Raw genomic sequence first — 23,507 nt, 5'->3', positions numbered from 1 at the left:
TTTCATCCTCCTCATATCATCGTTGAAACGCTCACAAGGTACGCATGACTATACGATCCAACCGTTTTCACGGACCTTACTAGTATAGTTAGCTTCGTCTATATGCAATCCGAACCCCGGAGCGGAGGATACTTCTATTCTGCCATCCTTAATCGAATAGCCGGACGTATCAATTCCTGGAATTTCGGCCTGATCCCATTCTACAAACATAAATCCTTCAATAGCAGGATACACCTGGGCGGAAGCAAAGTTGCCATAGAAGCCGCCGTAATTATGCGGAGCCGCTTTAACACCGCTTTTGGCAAGTCTTTGGCTAAGCTTCAACCAGTTGACAATGCCATAGTCCTTCAAATCATACTGGATGGCATCGATCAGGCCTTGCTCCGCCCATTCAACGATAGGTCCGGCTGCTAGTCCCTCCCCATCCGTAATTAGAACATTTAGCTTCTGTTCGGCCAGCCATTCCTTTAGATTACGGTACAGCCTGTCATCCTCATGAAAGGCTTCCTCGATCCAGAGCAGCTTGGACTGAGCCGTCTCTTTCAATACGTGCTTTGTCAGGTTCAGATTGTATCCGTTGTTTGCATCGATGGAGATATGACAGTCTGGACCTACCACATCTCTGATCCCATTGACGATGGCGATATCTCTTTTCGTACCCTCCATCAAATCCATATGCATGGCGCCGCGGCCCACTTTGATTTTGAAGCCCCTGAATCCTTCATTATAGCCCTGCATTGCTTCTTCTTGAAGTAAGCGTACCGCATCGGTCTCTGAGCTCAGATGTAGGTCATCAAAATAAAGGGAAGTATCATAGCATGGAACACTCAGCGGAGTTGTCCACTGTTTATTCGTCAGCAGCTCATAGACTGGAACTTCCCTTACATGTCCAAGCCAATCGAATAGCGGGAACTGAATTTTCTGAAAGCGATCCTGAATCCAATGCTCCTCCGAGAAGATCTCGTTAACAGTTGCCCCAATCAAATCTTTTGCGGCTTCACACGAAATATTGGACCAACCATAACCTGCAATTCCACCTATTGTAATCCGGAGCAGCGGGAAGCTGACTTCTTTGCCGTGAACTCCCAGTCTAGCATTACAGCCTGCCAATCTCCGGCGTTCCCCCTTCATAAGCACACGCTCAATTTTCTCAATTCGCCAGCTGCTTTCCAAGTTATTTTTCATTTTTTCATTCTCCTTTTCTTATGTGTATAGTATCTTTTTTCATTTTAATAATAGAGCGTGCCTATCCTTTGACAGACCCTAACATAACTCCTTTGGTAAAATGCTTTTGCAAGAAAGGGTATACCATTAATATGGGAAGGGTGGATACAACAACAGCGGCCATCTTGATCGTTTGAGTAGGAAGCTGTTTATCCGAAGCCATTTCCACTGCCGACGCTCCCCCCATTGCGGTATCGGAGTCAATGAGCATATTGCGTAAAACGATCTGTAAAGGCACTTTCGTAAAATCATTTATATAGAGTACAGCGCTAAAGAAGGTATTCCAGTAGGCTACGGCATAAAATAACCCGAACGCAGCGAGCGAAGCGGCAGAAAGCGGCAATATAATTCTGAAAAAAATGCTCAAGTCATTACAGCCATCTATCAAAGCCGCTTCCTCCAGCTCAACAGGGATGCTGTCAAAGAAGCTCTTCATTAGGATCACATACCAGCCGCTGGTCAAAACAGGAATGATCAAGGACCACACACTGTTGATTAGACCCAAATCACGCACCAACAGGTAGATAGGAATAATCCCAGGATTAAAAAGAATCGTGAACATAACCAAGAACAGCATCAGCTTTCTGCCACGCAGTCTTTTCCGGGATAACCCGAATGAGAAGGCGGATGTCACTATGAGGCTTAAGACGGTCCCAACCGTTGCGAGAAAAGTGCTGATTCCGGTAGCCCGTATAAAAGCCGAAGTAGACATTAAATACTCATAGGAGCTTAAGCTCCATTTGCTCGGAAAAAGTACAAATCCATACTTTTCGATGTATTCATGAGGCTCCGTAAAGGAAACGACGAATACATAGTACAAGGGAAACAAGGTAACGATTCCAACCATAACCAGCAGCACGATGTTAGCTATGCCAAATAGGCGATCCCCTAGGCTTTCTCTCATTTCTGGCTCCCTCCTAAAAGTTTTCTTAGAAGCTTACTCGTAACTCCATCTGCCTCTCCTTAATACACACCTTCTTCTCCAAAACGCTTCGCCATCCAGTTGGCACCAACAACAAGCGCTAATCCAATAACAGATTTAAATAAACCGACGGCTGTTGTATAGCTGAATTGACCCTGCTGAATGCCGTTTCGGTATACATAGGTTTCAAATACGTCAGAGACATTCGATACCGCCGCATTAGACATCAGAAACACCTGTTCAAAACCAACATCCATAATATGACCGAGCCGCAAAATTAATAAAATAATAATGACATTGCGAATACCCGGCAGTGTTATGTGCCAGATTTGCCTTATCCGGTTTGCTCCATCCATCTTCGCTGCTTCATACTGCTGAGAGTCGATTCCTGTTATGGCAGCCAGAAAAATAATGGTTCCCCAGCCGGTATCCTTCCATATATTCTGTCCTGTAAGCAACCCCCAGAAGAAGCTCTCGCTCGTTAGAAAAGGAACCTTACTGTATCCCATGTATTCGAGCATCAGGTTGATGATGCCATTGGACTGGGAAAACAGTAGAAAAGAGATCCCTGCGATAATAACCCAGGACAGAAAATGCGGTAGATACACAACGGATTGAATAACTCGCTTAACATATTTGTTTCCCACCTCATTCATGCAAAGCGACAGAACTATAGGTAAAGGAAAGAAGAACACCAAGCTTAGTAAGCTGATCATCATCGTATTTCGAAACAGAATGTAGAAGCTTGGATTTGTGAAAAATCGGATAAAGTTCTCGCCCCCTACCCAAGTGCTTTTCAATACGCCCAGATATGGGGAGTAATCTTGAAAGGCTATGACGATGCCCCACATCGGATAATATTTGAAAATAAGAAAATAAAGGATTCCCGGTAACACCAGCAGATATAAATACTTATCACGTCTAAGATCTGACCAGAGCATCGTCTTCCTTTTTCTTTTGGCAAGTGGCTGTGAAATGGACTTCGTTACTTCAATCGCCATCTCCCTTTTCCCCCTTTCTTGTTCATACAATGATTAGCTGCTGTCTTCATTTCCTAAGGCATTTCCTTTAACATTTGAAGTGAATAGATTGATTCCCCCTCTTCCATTTGGCAGTCTGTGCTGTGTGATCTGGTGACATCTCAAACTTTAGAGCGCTTTCAATCAAACCGCAATAATAATAAATTATCGCTATGTCTTTTAAAAATTTCCGGCCATCGTCTTTTTTTGAAATGAACAAAAAAAGCCCTTCATACCGTATGAAGGGCGCCTTATTACGCAGACGAATCTGCTTGATTTCCTTGGGTGTGCTTTTCGCGATACTGCCTCGGAGTAATCCCTTCACTTTTCTTAAAGATACGAATTAAATGGGAAGGTTGATAGTGAAGCAGCTCAGCAATGTCATTAATTTTCATGTCCGATGTGACCAACAGTTCTTTACATTTCTCAATTCTTAAACGAATAACAAAATCGATAAAATTAGTGCCATGGATATGCTTGAACGCTTTACTGAGCTTGGATGAGCTCAACTGCAATTGCTCCGCATACATGTCAAGTGAGATATCAAGGAGAATGTCATTCTCGATTTGCCTCATCAGCTTATCCATGATTTCTCTCGTATTGCTATCATAAGCTATGCTGAGCGTTTTGATAAAAGGGTGAATCAACTTCCCTTGAAACCAGTCAACAATTTGCTCCGGCTCCGATATCTGCATCAGCTGCTCATAGAGATGAACCCCTTCATATAACGTGTACAGGTTCACATCATGCTTGATGATCGTATCGTGCAGAGTGCCTAACAGCTTCATCATCCCTTGATGAACCATTAATTCGGTGCTGTTGTTGCTCTGCAGCTCATGCATAAATTGCTTAATAAGACGTACTGCTTCCTCTTCAAGACCCATGTTTACCGCATGCACGATATCTCTTTCTAGTTCCGATGGAAAATGCTTCTGACTCGTTGGCTCCATCATAAATTGATTCATGTCCAGCATTTGGTTGGAAGTATGGAGATCCCGGAAACGCAGCGCTTTGCGTGTTTGATCGAGCACACTCGGCATCTCCAGGATAGAATCGGAAATTCTTCCCATAACAATCGTAATCTTGAGACGAAGAACGTTATTCACCGCAACGATATAGTCATGAGCCAGCTTATTGAGTACGGCCTTAATCTCCTCATTGGAATAGCTTTTGTCCAGTACGAAGAAAACACCTGCCGACAAATCCTGAAAGTTGATGACGTGGACCATCTTCAGCTTCTCTGAGCAAAGTTCCAAAATGATATTGGAAGCAGCGAACGTAATAAGCTGCGCATCCCGCTCCATAAATTTCCCGCCTAGCTCCGAAAGGCCGTGCAGCTGCGCGACCATAACAGCAAACCTTTTATCCTTAACATCCCAATCCAGCTGCTTCATCTTGTCGATAAGCTCTGATTCCGTGTGGGTGTAAAGATGACCCTGCAAAAATTGCAGAATAAAGCTTTCCCGCAGCGCTGGAATGGATTGTTTGATTCTTAAAGCTAGCGCTTGCTGTTCTTCCAAATGCTGCTTCCATTGATTTTCAATATAAATAATTTCATCCTTTTCTTCTGTCCTACCATTTTTAGAAGTCTCGAACAATCTCTTCAATCGATGGATCGGGGCATACATTTTATTGGAAGCGAACCATGACAGGAGTAGCCCAATTGAAAGTCCTACTATACTGATCCATAAAATGAGACTGGATAAGTAAGTCACGGGAGCTGTGATTTGTGACATCGGAGTTGCGGAAACAACCGTCCATTTGCTGCCTAGCTTAGCTATTTTCCCATACGAAACTGTATAGGTTTTATGCTGCCAGTCAAATTTGAACATATGCTCATTAAAATTTTCTTCCATAATTCGTTTTTTTAACGCATCCTCCAGAGTCAGCTGATGAACGTTCTCCCCTTGAACAGGAGGTGTAGTTAAAAAGTCACCATATTCGTTAAATAAAAAAGCAACCCCTTCTCCTGAAACGAGCTTATGTACCATCGCATTTAATTTATCCTGATCCAAATAAATAATAAATGCGCCGTAAGAGCCGTACATTTGTCCCCCGGGAAGCTTGATAATGATGGCTTTATTCTGGGATTCCGGTCTATTGATCTTTCTTAATGAATAATCCCAATAGATCGTTCGCTCTTTATCCAACAAGGCATTCAGGACCCTCCGGTCCTCTTCGCTTCCTATGGATTGAAATCCGACCTCATCGCCAATCAGTTTATTGGCATCACGCAGATATAAGCCTACACTGTTAATAAGAGAATTCGATTCGGTTATTAATGAGAACGTTTTCATTAATTCGTTTGTTTTACTGAATTCTTGAATTAAATCCATATGCTCTAGCATTTCGTCCAAGCTTCGATCGAAGGCAAGCCTCACGACAGAATGCTCCAGATTAATCAAGTAATCATTCATTTGCTGAATCGACTGATTGAGCTGATTCTGGTGAGCTCTGTTCACTTCCGCTTCGATTCGGCTTGTTCCCATGGAATATAGAATGGCGCCTATGAAAGCAATAGGGATGCAGGTAATCAGTAGAACCAGGCCTAAATTTTTCCAGAAAATAATCCCTCTACTTTTACCTTTCGCCTTGCTCAATTTCTCACTTCACATCCTATCGCATAAAGGTCAGAATATTCGAAGTTCATATATATACTGCCATAGTCTTCTCGGATTGACAACTCTTCCTCCAACTCCAAACAAAAGAGAGCCGACTCCATTGTCAGCGCTCATTCTATCTCGACTAACGTCACAACACTTTTACTGCTTTTTCCTGGTCACCTTTCTAACAACATATCGGGCATCGCCCCCAACTCCACGCAGTGTTGCAGAGGCAATTGATCTTTGCCCAGATAGTCCAACAATATATAACCCATCCGTAACATGACTCACTCCAACCTTATGTTTTGGAAAACCACGATCATCCAACGCATTCAATCCCGCCAAAAAAGATAAATTCGGCCGAAAGCCCGTTGCAAAAATAATTGCATCAACGCTCTCTTTCTCCCCATCTTCCCATATAACACCATCCTCGTACAACGAGGTAAACATTGGTCTTTGATTTGGCTTTCCGCTCTCTAATCGTTGTTTAAACCCTGCTGAATCAATAACAGTAGTTGGCTCAGGCACAGAACGGCCAAACAAAGGAAACGGGAATTTATCTAAACCGGTAGCTATCAACCAAAAGTGCAGATCACGCCCAAATTTAACCTGGGGTAGAAGTTTAACCGGTGTCCGAACCGCTAGGGTCGTAGTGGATACTTCCGAGAGTTCAACACCTATCTGAACCGCTGAGTTCCCACTCCCGACTACAATAACACGTTGACCTTGATAGGGAGTAGTATTCTGATACGCAGAGGAATGAATAACTTCACCTCGAAACTCTGGTAATCCAGGGATGTCAGGAATATAAGGTTTATGAAATGAGCCCGTTGCACAAATAACGGATTCAGCTTCAAGAATCTCCCCACTCGTTGTCGTAACTTGAAAACTCCCATTAAATTTCTCTACTCTTTCAACACGAGTGTTTGTCTTCACCGGCATATTATACTTAGATGCATATTCTCGAAGGTATGAAATCACTTCATCCCGCGAGGGATAACGATTGCCCCCACCTGGGAATGGGAAACCTGGCAAAGAAGAATACTTAGCGGGTGAGAACAGCTTCAGGCTATCGTAATAATGTGGCCATGATCCAACTGGTTCAGGTCCTGCTTCTAAAATGAGAAATGACAGTCCATATTGTCTAAGGTAATATCCTGCTGCAAGTCCAGCTTGCCCTCCGCCGATGACAATGGTTTGATACATAACTCCCTCACAACCTTACTCTTCTTTTTTAAAGACACCTGATTAAATGATTTTTGTAATAGTTGATAATAGCAACTAATATCCCAAAAATAATCTCCTCTTTTAAGAGGAGGAGCAACAATTTTGATTCATAACCTGACTCAAAAGGCCTAAGCTTTCAATGACTTGATCCCGCTTATTTTCCGGTATGAGTTGTAAAATCCCTTGAACATAATTGTCCATTGTTTTGGATATGGCTTGATGCTGCTCTTCCCCCTTTGAGGTTAAGGAGAGAACCACATAACGCCGATCTTTAGGATCAGGAGTTCTTCGCACCATCTCCAACTCGACCAATTGCTGAATTTGCCTGCTGATTGTGCTTGTATCGGTGGAAAGGTTTTGGGCTAAATCATTTAAAGCAATATTAGGATGCTTCATGAGTTCATAAATGATATGACTTTGTATGACAGAAAAACCGCAACACTGTGCGCCATCTTTCTGAAGCAGTCCGAATCTCCGAACAAGTATTTGCAGCACTTCTCTCACATCTGGGAATTGTGGATTATTGTTCATATTCGATCACCTAACTATTTTATAACACATATTAATTGATAAATGCAACTATTGATTTGCGACGATATTCCTCCTCATTCCTACATGACCTTTCATAAACCAAAAGATACTTAGCAGCAAAAGAAGCGATGCAGAAAGCCAATACGTCATGCTTAGACCAATGAAATGCTCAGATACATAACCAAACAACGGTCCCATGGACGCCCCCACATCGGATACGACTACATACATGGTCATTATAAATGTTCGAGCAGATCCGAATGCGATATCCGAAACCATTGCATCCATAATTGTGGATAACAAAGTTCTAACAATGAGCAGTGCTAGTAGATCAAGTAACCAAAGGCCAAAAGGAATCTCAAAATTTGTCGCAGCCATACATATCGCAGCCAAAGCAAGCGAGCCGGTAAGCAGCGGTCTGCGTCCCCACTTGCGGTCTGATAATCGACCAAACCAAGGAGACATAAATGAGCCGAGCGCCCATCGTACCGCCTGGAGAGCACCAGCTAGGGTAGCGGCTCCAATAACTATTTCATAGAACATAAAAGACGTCTTATGATGAACATCAATCAGGTGACTTAACGTTGCAGTGAGCATGCCGTCAAGACACATCCCAACTAGAAACACAGAAATTAAAGTCCCCTGCAAGGCTGGAAGTTTTATAAGCACCCTCTTTTCGAGTGGAGCATCTTCCGATTTAATTTGTTTTTTCGCCTTGGGAACAAACTTGTAAACAGCAGGAAGTACAAGGAATGCCAGAACACCAAAAGTTATAGCAACTGCCCGTAATCCAAATAACTCCACACAGATACTACCAGCAAGCATGCCCACTAAACTGCCTATTCAATAAAGCCCGTTATAAGTCCCCATGAAGTAACCTCGGTTAAGATCATCCGATAGTTCGAGGATCATGAAGTACGAGCCCAAACGGAGTAACGACCAAGCCACACCCCAAATACACCGCAGAATAAGCCAACTATAAAAACCATCTACCCATCCATAAAGTAATGTAGTCATTCCTGCTAGGAATACGGCCAAAAACACACCATTTCTGATACTGTTTTTTTTGTACAACCATCCAATCAAGGGACCGAGCGGTAATCTCACAAAGCGATTCACCGAGAGCAAAATGCCAACTTCAATGAGGGATGTAAGTCCCACATCGTACCAATGAATCGGTAATACAACGTATAGCATCGAATCACCACATAGTGAGACCGCTGTGATAAGTGCCAAAAAAATTATAGGTTTGAGATTAGCATTTTCTAGCTGCAGCATGAAGATTTCGATGCCACCGGTTTGGCATTTGGTGAACAACAAGAACTTACTTCATCAGATTCCACTTCCATAACTTCGCTTTTTTCAGGTCCACAGCATGAGTTACTTTGGGTACTACATACTCCCGTTTCAGGCAGTTCAAGTTCAACCCTCTCAGCTGCTTCACGATCGCCAACTAAAGCTGCTACTACGGATCTTACTTGTTCATACCCTGTCGCCATCAAGAAAGTCGGTGCTCTACCGTAGCTCTTCGACCCAACAATATAAAAGTCCCTCTCTGGTTGTCTTAGCTCATTCTCTCCATGTGGTCTAACCGTACCGCAGCTATGAACATTCGGATCGATTAAAGGCGCTAACTCCAAGACGCTTTCCAAGCCTGGATCTGCAGTCACCCTAACTTCTCTTAAGAAGGAAAAATCGGGACGGGAACCTGTATTCGAAACGATCTCATCAATGGCATCAATTTGGATCAATTCGCTGTTCAAAGAACCAACTACCTGAATTTTTTCCCCATCCTTTTTTAATTCTTGAATATGAAATGGCGTCATCACTTTAACATTTCCTGATTCAACTAGCTTCTGAATACGCGTTCCGAGTTCTCCTCTCGCAGCAAGTTGATCTTGCTCCCGCCCCCCGTAAACATCCTCTAGCCTAGATTTTCTTAGTACCCAGACAATTTCAGTCTCCTGTACTTGCCCCTTAAGCTCCCCGAGTTCCAAAAGTGTATTGATCGCGGAATGACCGCTGCCAACAACAAGAACTTTCTTTCCACTATAGCGATTTTTATGCTGACCAAGTACATCGGGAATACCATAAAATACTTGTTTATTTAAATACTGTTCCTCAGGTGTCCATACACCTTCAGAAATGACTGGATTCGGATTTGTCCAAGTACCCGATGCATCAATGATAGCTTTGGCCTCAACCATGAGGTGCTCTCCATTCTTCTGAACATGCAAGACAAACGGAAGGTCTTCGCGGCCATATGTTTTTACCTTGTTCAAGCCTTTGCGGCTCACAGCGATCACTTTCGCGTTCAAGTTTATGAAAGGTTTGATTTCAGGCAACTCGGCGAAAGGCTTAAAATAGTTCTCAACCATCTCTAATCCCGTAGGGATTTCTGAATGATTCGGAGCTATCCAACCATGTGAAGCAAGTAGCTGCCGCGCTGCTTTATCTATATTATATTCCCATTGAGAAAAGAGACGTACATGAGCCCATTTAAGGACACTGGCCCCCACCTCATTCCCTGCATCAAACAATACAAAGGATTCTCCTCGGTTAACTAAATGTGCCGCTGCCGCAAGGCCGACAGGCCCAGCACCTATGATCGCTACAGGTAATTTTGCTTTAGATAGAACTGTATTTTCACTCATTAAAGATACCTCCATATTTTTGTTTTCTTTATCATCATTTAAGACGTTCGCTATTTTCGAAAGACGCAAACTTATTCCCTCTTAAGAGCAAGCACATGCACAGCAAACATTTTGTTTTTTGTTAATACGGAATAACCTTACTAACTCTTTGAGGTTAAAGCTAAATTGTTTTTGTCCCTGAGCTTGAGCCACTTTCGCTATGATGACTTGTTTATCTTGCTGTTCTACATACATCAGTTGTGGATTGATATCGTGAAATAACATGTAAACCACTCCTTAATCAAAATATATTGATATATACATCAAAAAAAATTGATATAATGTTTAAAAAAAATTAAGAACGACTCGGTCTAAAAATGCAGCACAGCTCTTCTGAAAGCAACCCGTTCACTTCAGAATTATTGATCTCGTAATAGCTCCAGGTGCCAATGATTTCTTTTGTAATTAGATTGGCGTCTAAAAGGATCTTCAAGTGATAAGACAACTTGGATTGAGCCATTTCCACGATATCGCATAGGTCGCAAACGCACGTTTTTCCCCGCTGTGTTAACTCATACATGATTTGCAATCTCTTGCGATCCGCCAAGGCTTTAAACTTTGCCTCATACGTTTCAAAAAAGGAGTCGTTTGGTGACGTATTTATCTTTACCTCGTGTATTGGGATTATGGTTTTCATTATTATCACCCGATTCATTAATCAATTATTTTTGATTTAATAACAATATATACCATCGCAAATCAGATTGCAATAACATAATCAATTTTTTTTGATTAACTGATTAAAGTAATTTTATATGTGTCCAGCGTATCGGGACATCAGCACATTGAATATGTTATTAAGGAAAATTAGAAGTTCCTTAAAGGAGTGCTATAAGTGCCAGTTCAAACAATGACGCCTGAAATGCTAAAGATGCTTCATGACTGTGCTGCTATGTGTGAACATACCGTTCATTTATTACTTCATCGAGCAGATGCACATTTACGAAGACATCAAATCAAACTTTTAACTGAATGTGCTTCAATCTGTCATTTATGTGCAAGGTCAATATCTAGTCATAGCCCAGTTATGAAAGCCATGTGTGATTTTTGTGCTTATGTTTGTGATGTATGTGGCCACGAATGTTTGAGGCATAATGACCACGAATCCCAAATGTGCGGTCAAATGTGCTTGGTTTGTGCAAGAGAATGCCGCTCGTTTGCAATGGCAGCATAATAATAGAAACCCTTTCATTATGAGAATTCCCCACCGATATGGGTGGGGAATTCTTTTTGACTACAACATCACTCTGTAAAGCCTCCTATTATTTCGAAATTCCTTTGCCCTTATCGGCAATTTCGGTCCATTTCGCTCCTACATCTTTGCTTATAAATATATCTTTATTGAAAGTTGCCAACGCGATTTCATTCGAGTCAGTAGGATTTTGAGCAATATAAGAAATGGCATCCCCTTTATCCAAGGTAGGAAGTTTGATTTCTTTCTTTTCTTTACTGCTTAGATTGAATTGAAACATCGTCGGAGAATTGGTCGCCGCTATAAACAATTCACCGGTATTGCTAAATGCTAAAGATGCTACAACTAATCCAGGAAACAACTTTTCGAAGTGATTTCCAGAATCATTGGAAAGATATAATCCTTCCTTGGATCCGAGTGCTATCACCTTATCGTCGGATGGATGAGTTGCCAAGGTTAAAGGTTCTCCTGAAAAACCATTCATTTCTGATTTACTCCACGTTTTTGCATCATCTTTTGTATAATACAATCCCGCCGATTTCATCTTTGGATTGGGTTGTGCATTAAAGACATAAATGGTATGAGTCTTATAACCCACCGTCATTCCATGGAAATCGCTACTGCCCTCCAAATCGAGTTTCGTTATTGTTTTCCCCATATCGGAACTTTTCACGATTCCTATGGGGTTTTTCAGGTTAGAACCGACTCCGGGATGACCACTGCTATAAAAACCATTATCAACAGCGACAAAGCCCATATAATCGTTTTGCGGAGCGTCGACATGACTCCATTTACTTCCCGAATAAACAACCAAACCTGTATGCGCAGGAATCATAATTTGTTTTCCATCTGTGCTATAACCCAATCCGTGGATATGCTCCATTGACAGTTTAGAAGCAGAGCAAGCTGATAGCATTAATGAAGCTGCGACTATTGAAGAAACGAGATTAACTTTATATTTCATTTTCTTTCCCCTTTTCTTGGTTTGATACTTTCTATGTCATGATTTTGAAGCACCTTTTCTATTCACAAAACTCTTATGAGTTCTATCATTCGTTTATTCCTCATAGAATAATTAATAGATTCAAAAATTAACGGAGGAACAAACAATGAATTGGTATAGCTTGTATCATAAAATAAAGCGATTTCTTTGTGACATAGCTATAAATTCCCGAATATTTTTATTTTTATCTGTATTTTCATTCACTCTTTTTATTTTCCTTAGCATTTCTATTCTACTACAAAGTAAAGTTTCTAGAGCACCAATTGCTAGTATGCATTCACTAACCTCGAATGCTTCTCCCGCTATCTTATATAATTTATTTTCGATGGAAGTTCCTAACTTAAATAGGGATGAAAAAAAGGAAGTTCTTTCTCCCACACGTATATACAATTCCTTAATACAAAGAGCTCCAAAAAGTAATCAGGATGCCCCTGAAAAATCAAATAATGCCCAAGATGTTCATAATGACAATTCAAAATTATTAGTTGGTGAAAACACATCTGATATTGATTACCCGTCGGATATTAACGATGTACCAGCCGATGCACTTAAAACGAAACCCTCATCCCCACCAGAGACAAAAAGTAACGATCAACAAAAAGAACAAACTGAGCCACCTAGTAAAGAAGCAATGACATCAAAAAGTAAAGCTGTACTCATTTACCACACCCATAACCGAGAGTCTTGGTTACCTGAACTAAAAGGGGTTAAAAACCCTGATTTTGCACTCGATCAGAATAAAAACATAACGCTTGTGGGGGAAAGAATTAAGCAAAAACTTGAAAAGCGTGGAGTAGCAACTTTACACTCTGATAAAGATTATCCTTCTTCAGTTAAAGATTTTAAGTACCCGAGTTCGTATAAATACTCTAAAAAAACCGTACAAGAAGCATTTAGTTCTCATCCAAACATCAATTATTTATTCGATATACATAGAGATTCACAGAAACGTTCAAAAACGACAAAAAGGATTAATGGGAAAGATTACGCACAAATTTATTTTGTCATTGGTGAAAAGAATCCTAACTGGGAAAAAAACTTGGAATTTACGAAGAAGATCCATGATCAGTTAAATGCAAAATACCCAGGGATTTCGAAAGGGATTTATCAGAAAAACTCTAATGGCAATGGTGAGTACAACCAATCTATGAACCCGAATAGCACATTAATTGAAATAGGTGGAGTGGAAAATACATTAGCTGAATCTTACCGAACTGCCGACCTATTAGCGGAAGTAGTATCTAATATTTATTTTGACGCAGTAGAAGGAAATACAATCGTTGCAAAAAAGTAAGCATGTTTATGAATAGAAAAGGATAACCCACTTGTCAGGGCTGTTCTTTTCTATTTTGTTTCATCTTTACCCAATATTCGCTTCAAATGTTTTTGTGAAAAAACTCTACTTTACGGTTTCGGAATACATAAAAACGAGTAACAACTTTTTCACGTAAAACTCCTTCTCTAATCAATTATATTACTCACCGTGTGATCTTTTGATTTTATGAAAACTTGTACATATTGCACTTATACCCTACATATGTATCCTATAAAAGGGGGAGAAACGATGACCGGTTCCTTAATATTTATAATTGAATATTCCTTGCTTTCCTTTTGGATTATAGCTTTCATTATTCGATTTAGATCCAGAATTACCTGCATGGTAGGTATGATGAGCGCCATGAGTCTTGGAATGACGATAGGTCTTGGAGCAGGTACACTAATTGCTGCATTATTTCCTGGACACTTTTTCCAAGCGTGCATGATCAGTATGTTACTTGCCGGAATGATTGGCGCTATGGCTGGAATTCCGATCAGCACCATGGCTGTACTTGATGGCTTGTTATCAGGCATGATGGGCGGAATGATGGGTGCCATGCTAATTGCAATGTTACCAGCTGCGTATATTACACCCACACTTAAAATTGCGGGGGTATTCACTGCATGTATTATTTTCATTCTGTTCATCATGTTAATTGGAGAAGTCAGAGATTTAGGTTCAACACCGCGATCACGATTATTCTTCTTACCACAAACGATGTTTGCAGTTGATATCTTATTGTTTATCTCCCTTTTCTTTTCCCAACCTCTCCCCGCCCATATGGATAATATGAGCCCAGAAAATCACCATCATGAAAAGTCAAATAGCAATTACACAAAAGAACTTGTTATCAAAGCTACTGATTTTGCATTTTCACCTCAACACATAACGATAAGTGCTCATGAATATGTAAAAGTTACTTTAGTAAATAGCGGGAAAAATGAGCATGATTTTGAAATTGAAGGAGCGAACATCCATATCCATGCAATGCCGAGAACAGAAGATAGCGATGTCATTCGTATTGATAAACCAGGCATCTATAAAGCTGTCTGCACGCTTCCGGGTCATAAGGAATCAGGAATGGTGATCACGCTTACTGTAACTCCCTAAAACTAAAAATAATGAAGGCGACGACAAATGTGAAGTTATTGTTTATGATTTAAATAAAAAATGTGGTACCACCGAATCCGAGGATAAAGCCAAAGCTTACGGCATTCAATCTGTTCCGGCTATTGCGATTAATGGAAAATTAATAGCTCTTGAATTACTGAATAAGTCGGCGCATTCCAATTCACATACTCCCCAGCAAAAAAACGAGCGAACTCCGCAGGGCGGTCCTCAGCCTCGCATTGATTTCGCTCTGATGCCTCATCACCCCAGTTTTCCGAGAAAACTGGGCATTACTCATTACGGTACTTTTACAACAAATGGTACAGTAAATACTTTACCATTCTGCTGGAATTGTCCCCAAATCTTATATACGCCGCTTTGCGGGAATGTTGTCATAAATTTGGCATCAGGTCCCTTTGCCTTTTCTTCTGTCGGATGCACGTGGAGATAGTTTTCTGCATCTTGGGTTAAGATCACGACGTGTCCTACAGCTCCTAGGTAAGGCTGGAGGTCTGTTACGGACTGCTTCGTCTGAGCATCTTTAATGTTGAAGTTCAAGTTCAGTTCCTTATTCGCCATTAGATGATCAATCGAAAGGGTTACTTCTTTTCCATCAACCACTTTGGTTAGTGTTGCATCTGGATCAATAGCTTTTGGTGCCGGTACGTTTCCTTGGATTGTAAACCACTGACTCTTATTCATTGCCCCCATACCGGTTGGCGTTATATCTGCAATCACCTTGTAATCGCCAGCTGTTGGAAATTGAGTCGTAACTGTAAATTCGCCGTTTCCTTTATTCTCAGGGTGAATGTGGTTAAAGAATGACAAATCCTTACTTACAATGATAAGGTGCATCTGTTTTTCATGGACGGTATCCAACTTATCGATCGGTTTGCCGTTTTTGTCCTGAATCTTAATCGTAATCGCCGTTTCTTGGTTCGGCTGCGGTTTATCGGTAGAAAGCTTAAACTGAGCCTGGACATCTTCTTGCTTCGAGTCAGTTTCTTTTGCCTTCCCGCTATGATCCATTCCCGCTGTATTACCATGCGCAGCATTATTCGTTGATCCTGAAGTTTCATTATGTGAAGAATGGTCCGTCGAACTGCCTGATTCTCCGCATGCCGTTAAGAGGGCAGCTGTAAGTAAAATTGAAATCGCTACTTTTTTCATGATTTCCTCCTAATATAGGGATCTTTGAGCTACGCTCAAAGTCTCTCTGCTCTGGGATCTTTGAGCGTAGCTCAAAGTCTCTCCTCTTTCTATCACCTTTATTATAAAAGGGACTTGTGTAGATCTTGTGAGGATCGGTACTAAGTCTTAGGTAAATGTATCTCTACAGATGTTCCTTTACCCAACTGACTTTCCATTCGAATGGTTCCTCCATGGGCTTCCACCAATTTTTTCACAATCGTTAAACCAATCCCACTCCCTCCTGATTTACGATCGCGGGATTTTTCTACACGGTAAAAACGTTCAAATATAAATCGTAGATCATCTTCATTCATACCAATCCCAGTATCCGATATACTAATAAGCACCGCGTGTTCTTCTTCCTTCACTTCAACAGATACTTTTCCCCCTTGAGGCGTAAACTTTAGCGCATTCGTTAAAAGGTTCACCACAATTTGACCCAGACGCTGCCTATCCAAGGTAGCTTCAACTTTTGTTAAACCTTCAAATAAAAGGTTAACTCCCTTTTGATCAAAAGAAGCCCGGCTTGCTTCGATATTACGATGAACAATTGCTGAAACATTTTCTTCCTGCAGCTTCAGCTTGAAATGTGGGGATTCCATTTCCGTTAATTGCTCTAAATCACCAACAAGGAACCGCAAACGTTCAATCTCCTCATAACAAGACTCCAGGCGCTCTGGAGTTGGCATCCAAACGCCGTCAATCATCGCTTCCATGTGGCTTTTAAGGGTTGCAAGCGGCGTTCTTAATTCATGCGCCACATCAGCAGTCATCGTTTTGCGTAACTGCTCCTGGTGGATGAGCTGTTCGGCGAGATGATTAAGGGAGCCCCCAAGATCGGCGATCTCGTCATTGCCTTTGACTGTCGTTCTTGCTCTAAGCTCTCCATTTGCCATTTGCTCTGCGACTTTTTTCATGTGTATCAGCGGGGCTGTGATCCTCTTAGCGACGAAAAGACTTAACAGAACCGAGAGCAAAATACCCAAGATGGCAGACCAAAGAACAGACTGTACTAATGCCTGCTCAAAATGGGCATCAAATGCTGGAGAGTTCATATCCGTAGCCTGATGTTGATACAAGGAGAAGTGGTAGTGAGTCTCTAAGATAAACGCTATAGTTGAAATGAGCAAAACACCGGAGGCTACCCCAATAAATGCGATGACAATTCGTGCATATAGTCCTTTTATGAGGATTCGCCTCCAGTAAACCTGTAGCCTACGGAAAAGACGGTAACGATGTATTTAGGCTTTTTGGGATCTGATTCTATCTTTTGACGGAGGTTTTTGACATGCTGATCGATCGAGCGAGTATCACCTTCAAAATCAAACCCGAGCAACTTTTCAATTAGTTCCTCCCGTGTAAAGGTTCGGTTTGGATGATGCGCCAAAATCAGTAGCAATTTATATTCGTTTGGTGTCAGACTAATCAGATTCCCAATTTTATAAACTTCATGTTTCATCGGCCGAATGACAAGGTCGTCATTATGAAACGAGATGACTTCTGCAAGAAGCGTATCATCTTGCGTGCGACGCAAAATGGCTTTTACTCTTGCTGTTAATTCACGTGGGCTAAATGGCTTCACGACATAATCATCGGCACCAAGCGTTAATCCTTGGACGCGGTCATCTTCAGAAACTTTCGCTGTTAGCATGATGACAGGAACAGGAGAAAACTGCCGTATCACTCTGCATACATCTTCCCCAGACATGTCCGGAAGCATCAGATCCAAAATAAGAAGATCAACATTTCCGCCACGAACGAGTTCAAGTGCTTTGTTCCCAGTACCGGTTTGAATAGTAGCATATCCTTCATTTTGCAAATAGGATGCAACAACTTCGCGAATCTTTTCTTCATCATCAACGATTAAAATTGTCTTCATAAATCGAACAGACCCCCGTTACACTTACTCTACAATTGCCTCGCGCAATGCCTCGATTGTTACCCGATTGATAAATTTCGAAAACTTTTCCTTCATTTTGCCATGTTGCTGATAATGATGGATGAGTTTTCGAACTATCGGAATCAACCTGTCTGCTTGAACTTCGGACATTAGCAAGACCGCAAAAGATGGTTTTAACGATTTGGGCTCGCCACCGACATAAATATCAAACATATCTCTCATTTTGACCACACCGATATCTTTCAAAAGCGGTGCGCTCGTTCCGAGCGCACAACCCGCATATCCGATTCTTATAGGTGTTGGCGTTTCGATCCCAGAGATCGCTTTGTTTAACGATTCAGCCATTTCAAGCCCTGCATCTTCTGCTCCACGGCAAAAGTTACACGTAATGAGGCTCTTGGTCACGAAGCCAGTAGGATATATTTCTAAGCCGATGCCAGACAACTTTTCCTTCACTTCATCCATTCTCTCTTCTTGCATTTCAACATACAATTGTTTGAATGTCGTTAATTCTATTTTGGCATCCTCACCGACGATAGATCCAAGAACAGCCAATTGTTCTGGCTTAAATAAGGTGCCCCCAGTATGAAACCCTGGGGTAACTGCAAACTTCATCATCTGCATGTCTTCCCCTCCCATGTATGCCGATTATAACTTCACTCGTTGCAAGCGTAAGGCGTTTAGCACAACGGATACCGAGCTTAGTGCCATAGCAGCACCGGCTACCCATGGTGCTAAAAGTCCAAGAGCCGCAATCGGAATCCCGAGCGTATTGTAACCGAGTGCCCAAAACAGGTTCTGTTTAATGTTCGTCATCGTTTTACGACTCATATAAATGGCGTCTGTAATGCTTGTAAGTTCTCCGCGCATCAGTGTCACGTCCGCTGCTTCCATCGCAATATCAGTGCCGGTGCCGATAGCTATGCCGACGTCTGCAGTCGCAAGAGCAGGAGCATCGTTGATGCCATCACCCACCATGGCCACTATCTTTCCTTGTTCTTGAAGTTTCTTCACTTCTTCGGCTTTGCCTTCCGGAAGAACTTCCGCAAGAACATGATCGATGCCAACTTGCTGTGCTATTGCAAGTGCCGTCCGTTTGTTGTCACCTGTCATCATGATGACCTCGATGCCCATTTGTTTTAAGCGAGAGACTGCTTCTTTCGATGTGTCTTTGATTGTATCCGCTACGGCTACCATACCTGCGTACTTGTTATCCACGGCTACGAGCATAGCGGTTTTACCTTCGGATTCAAGCTTTTCCATAGCCGTATCTGCTTTTCCAAAGTCGATGGCTTCACGCTGCAAGAGCTTACGGGTTCCAACCAGCACTTCCTTGCCATCCACGATGGCTCGAATTCCGTAGCCGGGAATGGCTTCGAACTGCTCAGTAGCAGTAAGTAGGATACCTTTAGCAACAATCCCAGCAACAATCGCCTCAGCAAGCGGATGCTCTGATTGTTTTTCGGCAGAGCCGATTAGTCTAAGAATTGTATCTTTTTCATCTATGTTTTCAATTTGAACGTCTGTAAGTTCCGGTTTGCCTTTCGTTACCGTACCCGTTTTATCAAGCACAATGGTTTGCACTTTTTGCATCGATTCTAAATGTTCCCCGCCCTTAAATAGGATCCCAAATTCCGCCGCGCGACCGGATCCAGCCATAATAGAGGTTGGTGTTGCAAGTCCTAAAGCACAAGGGCAAGCAATGACAAGGACTGCAATCGCCTTTTCCAGCGCAGTTGCAAACTCACCAGGAGCAACCCAGATATACCAAATCAGAAATGTTACAACAGCAATTCCTACAACAATCGGGACAAAGATACCCGAGATCACGTCAGCGATACGCTGAATAGGCGCTTTTGATCCTTGGGCTTCTTCTACAACTTTGATAATTTGAGCAAGAGCTGTCTCTTTCCCAACACGGATTGCTTTTATTCTTAAGCTGCCGTTTTTATTAACTGTAGCGCCAATAACGGCGTCACCGGCTTTTTTCTCAACAGGGATACTTTCCCCCGTAAGCATGGATTCATCAACAGCGGACAAACCGTCTACAACTTCACCATCGACTGGAATTTTCTCACCCGGTTTTACAAGAACAATATCCCCAATGATAACTTCTTCAACTGGTATAGCCATTTCTTCACCATTTCGAATGACTAACGCTGTTTTCGCTTGAAGCCCCATCAATTTCTTGATGGCTTCAGAAGTTCTCCCTTTTGCCAACACTTCAAATAATTTACCTAAAATAATCAAAGTAATAAGTATCGCGCTTGTTTCATAATACATATCAGGCGCATGGCGATGGGCATCAACTGAAGTTACCCACTGCAGCGTTAGGTATAAACTATAGAAGTACGCGGCTGATGTTCCCAGAGAAACAAGCACATCCATATTGGCGCTTTTATTACGAAGGGCTTTGTATGCCCCTACATAAAATTGCCAACCGATAAGAAACTGTACAGGTGTGGCAAGCACGAGCTGCACCCAAGGATTCATCAAGAACTCGGGCAAGTAGATCCACGATGTAAACGTAAAGTGACTCACCATTGCCCACAGAAGTGGTAACGAAAGGATTGCCGATACCGCTAACTGTAATTTCTTGTGGCGTATCTCTTTTTGCTTATAATCGCCTTCAGCTGCCACTTCCTCTTTACGTACGGCTTTGTATCCGAGTTGATCGACCTTGTTAACTATATCGCTTACCGAAACTTCCGCAGCACTATACTCAACATGGGCAGTTTCTAATGCAAGGTTAACAGTAGCTTTGCTAACTCCTGGCATTTTATTTAAGCCTTTTTCAATACGTGTGGCGCACGCTGCGCATGTCATACCTACGATATTAAAATCCACGGCATCCTTTACGGTGCTGTAACCCAGATCCAGTATTTTTTCTTCCATGGCAGATACGCTGATTTGACTCGGATTATAAGTCACTGATGCCTTCTCGAGGGCAAAATTAACATTGGCATCTGATACACCGTCTAATTTCTTCAATCCTTTTTCTATCCGGTTCGCGCAGGCCGCACATGTCATGCCCGTAATTTGCAAACTCGCTTGTTGCTGCTCTAATGGTTTCGCCATTTCAGTCCCTCCTGTAGTCACATACCCCCATGGGGTATAATTTTTTCAAAAAAAATAGGTGTTACTATTGAGCCGCATGCAGCGGCTCATCATCCTTTATTTTGCAACGTCATAGCCTTGATCTTCGATTGCTTCTTTAATAGCGTCCAAAGTAACTTTAGACTCATCGAAATCTACAGTAACGGATCCACCATTCAAATCAACTTTGCCGGAAGCACCAAGTTTCTTAACTGCGCCTTCAACGGAATTCACGCAATGACCGCAGGACATACCTTCAACTTTAAGTGTAACTGTTTGCATGTCTTATCTCTCCCTTATTATTTCATTAATTTATTCATGGTAACCATTAGCTCTTTAATAACCTCATTATCGCCTTCTTGAATGCGTTCGATCACACAGCTGTTTAGATGATGCTCGAGAAGCAGTTTCCCAACACCGTTTAAAGCTGATTGAACCGCGGCGATTTGATTTAACACATCATCACAATACGTATCCTTCTCAATAAGACCTTTAACACCTCGAATTTGTCCTTCGATGCGATTGAGCCTAGAGATCAAATTGTTTTTTGTTTTATCAGAATGATGACTTTTTCGATCACTGCCCGAATGACAACCGTCCTCATTTAATTCTTGTTTATCATGTTGTTCCATAGCATTTCCTCCTCACATTTAGAATATACCATACCCCCTTACCCTATATCAAGCCCTTTTTAAGATTTTTTTCCATAAAAATTGACTGGGTCCACTTATAGAGTTTACCAACCAAACTTCACAAGAGTATACATGATAAAACCTAATGAAATCGTGGCAGAGAGAAAAGTCATAATAATCACCCAGGGCACCTTAGACTTATGTTTAAATAAACGATACATCGATACAAGCATCGTTATAATGGTTGCAATGATCATGATACGTCTAATCCAAAGTGCTGCTGACATTGTCGCCATCATATTCGTTGAGCCGCCCAAAAGAAGTAAAATCCCCATATGAAGCCAATGATGGGATGAAGCCAGAAAGGAAAAAATAAACGATAATATACTTGTAGCTGTTTGACTTTTTTTATATTTCATCCTGTTTCCCCTTGTTTTTTAATAAAGCAGCAGTAAATTTATGAAGTCCCTCGCGAAACAGTTGCTGATCATCTTTGGTCATATGTTGCAAAACATTTTGATAAAATCGAATGGACTGCTGACGAACCTGCTCAATTGTCCGTTCACCTTTTTCTGTAAGAGAAATTAACATTTCTCTTCGGTTTTGTTCGTTGATTTCCCGGCGTACGAAGCCTCCTTTTACTAGCCCATCAACAAGTCGGCTTACTGAACTTCGTTCTAGATGCAGCCTATCTGCTAATTCACCAAGTATTAGAGTGGAGTTCTCAACTTCTTGTAAAGCATATACCTGTGATACTGAAAGTTGAAAACCACATGGGGTTACGGTTTGCTCTAATAAACCAAAAAGCCTGATAAATTTTTGTACATTCAATCGAAGTTCCAAAATATCGTTTATTTCCAAAATAACCAACTCCTTATGTGTATAATACATATAATGTATTATACACATAAAACTCGATATTGGAAATACACAAAATCAAACTTAAAATCTTTAACATCATAAACCTCCTAAAGAACTTGTTTCACTGGAATTTGAACAATGCAGCACCATGTTGGCGTATCAAACATTATATTAATGATATCAGTGATCAAACAAGAAAATCGAGCTCATTAAGCTCGATTTATCTTATTTATTGAAGACCTTCACCAGCGATCAAAAAATTGATTCTTAATTCTCGGCTATATGCTTTGCATCAACTCCAACGCCACCGATCAGTGCAGATCCTCTTCTGTATTGCCACGGTAATCCCAAAAAGTATAATCCTTTAACCTTTGAAACCCCCCTGCTGTGAATCGGCTTCCCTTTTCCGTTTTAAAATGCCAGGGATCTGGATCCAACTATAATCCGAATGGAAACCCGTTGCCCATATCACATTTTCAACTTCCACTTTACTTCCGTCGTCAAATGATATTAATTTATGATGAGTTCCATTGGTTCTGGATTTGATTGTTACTTTTCCTTCTCTGATTAAGGTTTTAAGTTCAAGACCAAATATCGGATCACCCTGTTACTAATTAATTGACCTAGTTTACTATGAATATTAGCGCTCAATACACCCAGCTTATCAAACCACCAAAAGATACTTTTTCCCATAATATCGAGCGGAAAGAACTTCAGTTTATGCCCGATCGATAAATAAACATCTCGTTCTTGGTAGCGAATCCGTTAGGATCACCTTCAAGCGGAAGACCTGGCAAGGAACTGTAACATCTAGGCGTGAACAAGACTAAGGAATCATAGCGATTTCTCCAGACATCGCCAATGTTTTGTTCTTTACCGATGATGAGAAAAGATATGTTCTTTTCTTTTAGGAAATGCGCCGCGGCTAATCCTGCTTGACTAACACCAATAATTATGACGTCAATCTCAGTTTTCATTCATCACC

Annotated in this window: 23 protein-coding genes and 2 pseudogenes; 3 read left to right on the top strand and 22 right to left on the bottom strand. The window is 41.5% G+C overall.

Annotated features, from left to right (window positions below):
- Positions 1 to 48: 48 nt before the first annotated feature.
- The 11 genes and pseudogenes from QFZ78_RS34750 to QFZ78_RS34700 all read right to left on the bottom strand — a co-directional run bounded on the left by QFZ78_RS34750 (position 49) and on the right by QFZ78_RS34700 (position 10,856).
- Complete coding sequence (locus QFZ78_RS34750) at positions 49 to 1,185, bottom strand: enolase C-terminal domain-like protein (protein WP_307554148.1); 1,137 nt, start codon at positions 1,183 to 1,185, stop codon at positions 49 to 51.
- Positions 1,186 to 1,246: 61 nt separating this feature from the next.
- The gene (locus QFZ78_RS34745) at positions 1,247 to 2,128 is read right to left on the bottom strand and encodes a carbohydrate ABC transporter permease (protein WP_307554146.1); all 882 of its coding nucleotides are present in this window, start codon (positions 2,126 to 2,128) and stop codon (positions 1,247 to 1,249) included.
- 59 nt (positions 2,129 to 2,187) lie between these two features.
- Positions 2,188 to 3,147, bottom strand: coding sequence for an ABC transporter permease (locus QFZ78_RS34740; RefSeq protein WP_373460135.1), 960 nt, complete (start codon positions 3,145 to 3,147; stop codon positions 2,188 to 2,190).
- 272 nt (positions 3,148 to 3,419) lie between these two features.
- Positions 3,420 to 5,765 carry a helix-turn-helix domain-containing protein gene (locus tag QFZ78_RS34735; protein ID WP_307554144.1) on the bottom strand — a complete coding sequence of 782 codons (2,346 nt, stop codon included), beginning with the start codon at positions 5,763 to 5,765 and terminating at the stop codon, positions 3,420 to 3,422.
- A 162-nt stretch (positions 5,766 to 5,927) separates the two neighbouring features.
- Entirely contained in the window at positions 5,928 to 6,974 is a 1,047-nt protein-coding gene (locus QFZ78_RS34730) for an NAD(P)-binding domain-containing protein (protein ID WP_307554143.1), read from the bottom strand.
- A gap of 102 nt (positions 6,975 to 7,076) precedes the next feature.
- A complete protein-coding gene (locus QFZ78_RS34725; protein ID WP_307554141.1) occupies positions 7,077 to 7,526 on the bottom strand; it encodes a MarR family winged helix-turn-helix transcriptional regulator in 450 nt (149 codons plus the stop codon).
- Between the two features lie 48 nt (positions 7,527 to 7,574).
- Positions 7,575 to 8,051: an MFS transporter gene (locus tag QFZ78_RS38735; protein WP_373461156.1), complete on the bottom strand. Its 477-nt coding sequence runs from the start codon at positions 8,049 to 8,051 to the stop codon at positions 7,575 to 7,577.
- A pseudogene (locus tag QFZ78_RS38730) lies at positions 8,034 to 8,804 on the bottom strand (MFS transporter); the annotation flags it as partial. The pseudogene QFZ78_RS38730 and the gene QFZ78_RS38735, both read right to left, overlap by 18 nt.
- Positions 8,792 to 10,180 (bottom strand): NAD(P)-binding domain-containing protein, encoded by a 1,389-nt coding sequence (locus QFZ78_RS34710; RefSeq protein ID WP_307554135.1) that lies wholly within the window; start codon positions 10,178 to 10,180, stop codon positions 8,792 to 8,794. The gene QFZ78_RS34710 and the pseudogene QFZ78_RS38730, both read right to left, overlap by 13 nt.
- 81 nt (positions 10,181 to 10,261) lie before the next feature.
- On the bottom strand, positions 10,262 to 10,444 hold the full coding sequence (locus QFZ78_RS34705; protein WP_307554133.1) for a hypothetical protein: 183 nt from the start codon (positions 10,442 to 10,444) through the stop codon (positions 10,262 to 10,264).
- A 70-nt stretch (positions 10,445 to 10,514) separates the two neighbouring features.
- On the bottom strand, positions 10,515 to 10,856 hold the full coding sequence (locus QFZ78_RS34700) for an ArsR/SmtB family transcription factor (RefSeq protein WP_307554131.1): 342 nt from the start codon (positions 10,854 to 10,856) through the stop codon (positions 10,515 to 10,517).
- Positions 10,857 to 11,069: 213 nt separating this feature from the next.
- Between QFZ78_RS34700 and QFZ78_RS38795 the strand changes: the two genes are divergently transcribed.
- A complete protein-coding gene (locus QFZ78_RS38795; RefSeq protein WP_483874843.1) occupies positions 11,070 to 11,393 on the top strand; it encodes a four-helix bundle copper-binding protein in 324 nt (107 codons plus the stop codon).
- Between the two features lie 88 nt (positions 11,394 to 11,481).
- Here the strand turns inward: QFZ78_RS38795 and QFZ78_RS34695 are convergent, their stop codons facing one another.
- On the bottom strand, positions 11,482 to 12,375 hold the full coding sequence (locus QFZ78_RS34695; RefSeq protein WP_307554130.1) for a F510_1955 family glycosylhydrolase: 894 nt from the start codon (positions 12,373 to 12,375) through the stop codon (positions 11,482 to 11,484).
- Between the two features lie 145 nt (positions 12,376 to 12,520).
- Here QFZ78_RS34695 and spoIIP point away from each other — a divergent pair, with 145 nt between their 5' ends.
- Together spoIIP and QFZ78_RS34685 are read left to right on the top strand one after the other, a co-directional pair.
- On the top strand, positions 12,521 to 13,708 hold the full coding sequence (gene spoIIP / locus QFZ78_RS34690; RefSeq protein ID WP_307554128.1) for a stage II sporulation protein P: 1,188 nt from the start codon (positions 12,521 to 12,523) through the stop codon (positions 13,706 to 13,708).
- Positions 13,709 to 13,978: 270 nt separating this feature from the next.
- Positions 13,979 to 14,842 carry a cupredoxin domain-containing protein gene (locus QFZ78_RS34685; protein WP_307554126.1) on the top strand — a complete coding sequence of 288 codons (864 nt, stop codon included), beginning with the start codon at positions 13,979 to 13,981 and terminating at the stop codon, positions 14,840 to 14,842.
- 297 nt (positions 14,843 to 15,139) lie between these two features.
- Here QFZ78_RS34685 and QFZ78_RS34680 read toward each other — a convergent pair whose 3' ends face one another.
- From QFZ78_RS34680 to QFZ78_RS34635, 10 genes and pseudogenes are all read right to left on the bottom strand, one after another.
- A complete protein-coding gene (locus tag QFZ78_RS34680) occupies positions 15,140 to 16,012 on the bottom strand; it encodes a FixH family protein (protein ID WP_307554125.1) in 873 nt (290 codons plus the stop codon).
- 140 nt (positions 16,013 to 16,152) lie between these two features.
- Positions 16,153 to 17,088, bottom strand: coding sequence for a sensor histidine kinase (locus QFZ78_RS34675; RefSeq protein ID WP_307554123.1), 936 nt, complete (start codon positions 17,086 to 17,088; stop codon positions 16,153 to 16,155).
- A 128-nt stretch (positions 17,089 to 17,216) separates the two neighbouring features.
- Positions 17,217 to 17,912: a response regulator transcription factor gene (locus tag QFZ78_RS34670; protein ID WP_307554121.1), complete on the bottom strand. Its 696-nt coding sequence runs from the start codon at positions 17,910 to 17,912 to the stop codon at positions 17,217 to 17,219.
- Positions 17,913 to 17,936: 24 nt separating this feature from the next.
- Positions 17,937 to 18,557: an NAD(P)/FAD-dependent oxidoreductase gene (locus tag QFZ78_RS34665; RefSeq protein ID WP_307554119.1), complete on the bottom strand. Its 621-nt coding sequence runs from the start codon at positions 18,555 to 18,557 to the stop codon at positions 17,937 to 17,939.
- Positions 18,558 to 18,581: 24 nt separating this feature from the next.
- A complete protein-coding gene (locus QFZ78_RS34660) occupies positions 18,582 to 21,011 on the bottom strand; it encodes a heavy metal translocating P-type ATPase (protein WP_307554118.1) in 2,430 nt (809 codons plus the stop codon).
- A gap of 96 nt (positions 21,012 to 21,107) precedes the next feature.
- Entirely contained in the window at positions 21,108 to 21,311 is a 204-nt protein-coding gene (copZ, locus tag QFZ78_RS34655) for a copper chaperone CopZ (protein WP_307554116.1), read from the bottom strand.
- A gap of 17 nt (positions 21,312 to 21,328) precedes the next feature.
- Positions 21,329 to 21,661, bottom strand: coding sequence for a metal-sensitive transcriptional regulator (locus QFZ78_RS34650; RefSeq protein ID WP_307554114.1), 333 nt, complete (start codon positions 21,659 to 21,661; stop codon positions 21,329 to 21,331).
- A 104-nt stretch (positions 21,662 to 21,765) separates the two neighbouring features.
- A complete protein-coding gene (locus QFZ78_RS34645; protein WP_307554113.1) occupies positions 21,766 to 22,080 on the bottom strand; it encodes a hypothetical protein in 315 nt (104 codons plus the stop codon).
- Entirely contained in the window at positions 22,070 to 22,522 is a 453-nt protein-coding gene (locus QFZ78_RS34640; RefSeq protein WP_307554111.1) for a MarR family winged helix-turn-helix transcriptional regulator, read from the bottom strand. Before QFZ78_RS34640 ends, QFZ78_RS34645 begins: the two co-directional genes overlap by 11 nt.
- Before the next feature lie 267 nt (positions 22,523 to 22,789).
- Positions 22,790 to 23,499: pseudogene (locus QFZ78_RS34635) on the bottom strand (NAD(P)/FAD-dependent oxidoreductase).
- Positions 23,500 to 23,507 lie beyond the last annotated feature (8 nt).

Source organism: Paenibacillus sp. V4I5 (assembly GCF_030817255.1).
In the GTDB taxonomy this organism is placed as follows: Bacteria; Bacillota; Bacilli; order Paenibacillales; family NBRC-103111; genus Paenibacillus_E.
This window is presented reverse-complemented; position numbering and strand designations above follow the sequence as displayed.

What these genes read in the sequence shown, in the direction of transcription:
- QFZ78_RS34750 (WP_307554148.1), bottom strand. Translation starts at nt 1,185, where the DNA reads ATGAAAAATAACTTGGAAAGCAGCTGGCGAATTGAGAAAATTGAGCGT.
- QFZ78_RS34745 (WP_307554146.1), bottom strand. Translation starts at nt 2,128, where the DNA reads ATGAGAGAAAGCCTAGGGGATCGCCTATTTGGCATAGCTAACATCGTG.
- QFZ78_RS34740 (WP_373460135.1), bottom strand. Translation starts at nt 3,147, where the DNA reads ATGGCGATTGAAGTAACGAAGTCCATTTCACAGCCACTTGCCAAAAGA.
- QFZ78_RS34730 (WP_307554143.1), bottom strand. Translation starts at nt 6,974, where the DNA reads ATGTATCAAACCATTGTCATCGGCGGAGGGCAAGCTGGACTTGCAGCA.
- QFZ78_RS34725 (WP_307554141.1), bottom strand. Translation starts at nt 7,526, where the DNA reads ATGAACAATAATCCACAATTCCCAGATGTGAGAGAAGTGCTGCAAATA.
- QFZ78_RS34710 (WP_307554135.1), bottom strand. Translation starts at nt 10,180, where the DNA reads ATGAGTGAAAATACAGTTCTATCTAAAGCAAAATTACCTGTAGCGATC.
- QFZ78_RS34705 (WP_307554133.1), bottom strand. Translation starts at nt 10,444, where the DNA reads ATGTTATTTCACGATATCAATCCACAACTGATGTATGTAGAACAGCAA.
- QFZ78_RS34700 (WP_307554131.1), bottom strand. Translation starts at nt 10,856, where the DNA reads ATGAAAACCATAATCCCAATACACGAGGTAAAGATAAATACGTCACCA.
- QFZ78_RS38795 (WP_483874843.1), top strand. Translation starts at nt 11,070, where the DNA reads ATGACGCCTGAAATGCTAAAGATGCTTCATGACTGTGCTGCTATGTGT.
- QFZ78_RS34695 (WP_307554130.1), bottom strand. Translation starts at nt 12,375, where the DNA reads ATGAAATATAAAGTTAATCTCGTTTCTTCAATAGTCGCAGCTTCATTA.
- spoIIP (WP_307554128.1), top strand. Translation starts at nt 12,521, where the DNA reads ATGAATTGGTATAGCTTGTATCATAAAATAAAGCGATTTCTTTGTGAC.
- QFZ78_RS34685 (WP_307554126.1), top strand. Translation starts at nt 13,979, where the DNA reads ATGACCGGTTCCTTAATATTTATAATTGAATATTCCTTGCTTTCCTTT.
- QFZ78_RS34680 (WP_307554125.1), bottom strand. Translation starts at nt 16,012, where the DNA reads ATGAAAAAAGTAGCGATTTCAATTTTACTTACAGCTGCCCTCTTAACG.
- QFZ78_RS34675 (WP_307554123.1), bottom strand. Translation starts at nt 17,088, where the DNA reads ATGAACTCTCCAGCATTTGATGCCCATTTTGAGCAGGCATTAGTACAG.
- QFZ78_RS34670 (WP_307554121.1), bottom strand. Translation starts at nt 17,912, where the DNA reads ATGAAGACAATTTTAATCGTTGATGATGAAGAAAAGATTCGCGAAGTT.
- QFZ78_RS34665 (WP_307554119.1), bottom strand. Translation starts at nt 18,557, where the DNA reads ATGCAGATGATGAAGTTTGCAGTTACCCCAGGGTTTCATACTGGGGGC.
- QFZ78_RS34660 (WP_307554118.1), bottom strand. Translation starts at nt 21,011, where the DNA reads ATGGCGAAACCATTAGAGCAGCAACAAGCGAGTTTGCAAATTACGGGC.
- copZ (WP_307554116.1), bottom strand. Translation starts at nt 21,311, where the DNA reads ATGCAAACAGTTACACTTAAAGTTGAAGGTATGTCCTGCGGTCATTGC.
- QFZ78_RS34650 (WP_307554114.1), bottom strand. Translation starts at nt 21,661, where the DNA reads ATGGAACAACATGATAAACAAGAATTAAATGAGGACGGTTGTCATTCG.
- QFZ78_RS34645 (WP_307554113.1), bottom strand. Translation starts at nt 22,080, where the DNA reads ATGAAATATAAAAAAAGTCAAACAGCTACAAGTATATTATCGTTTATT.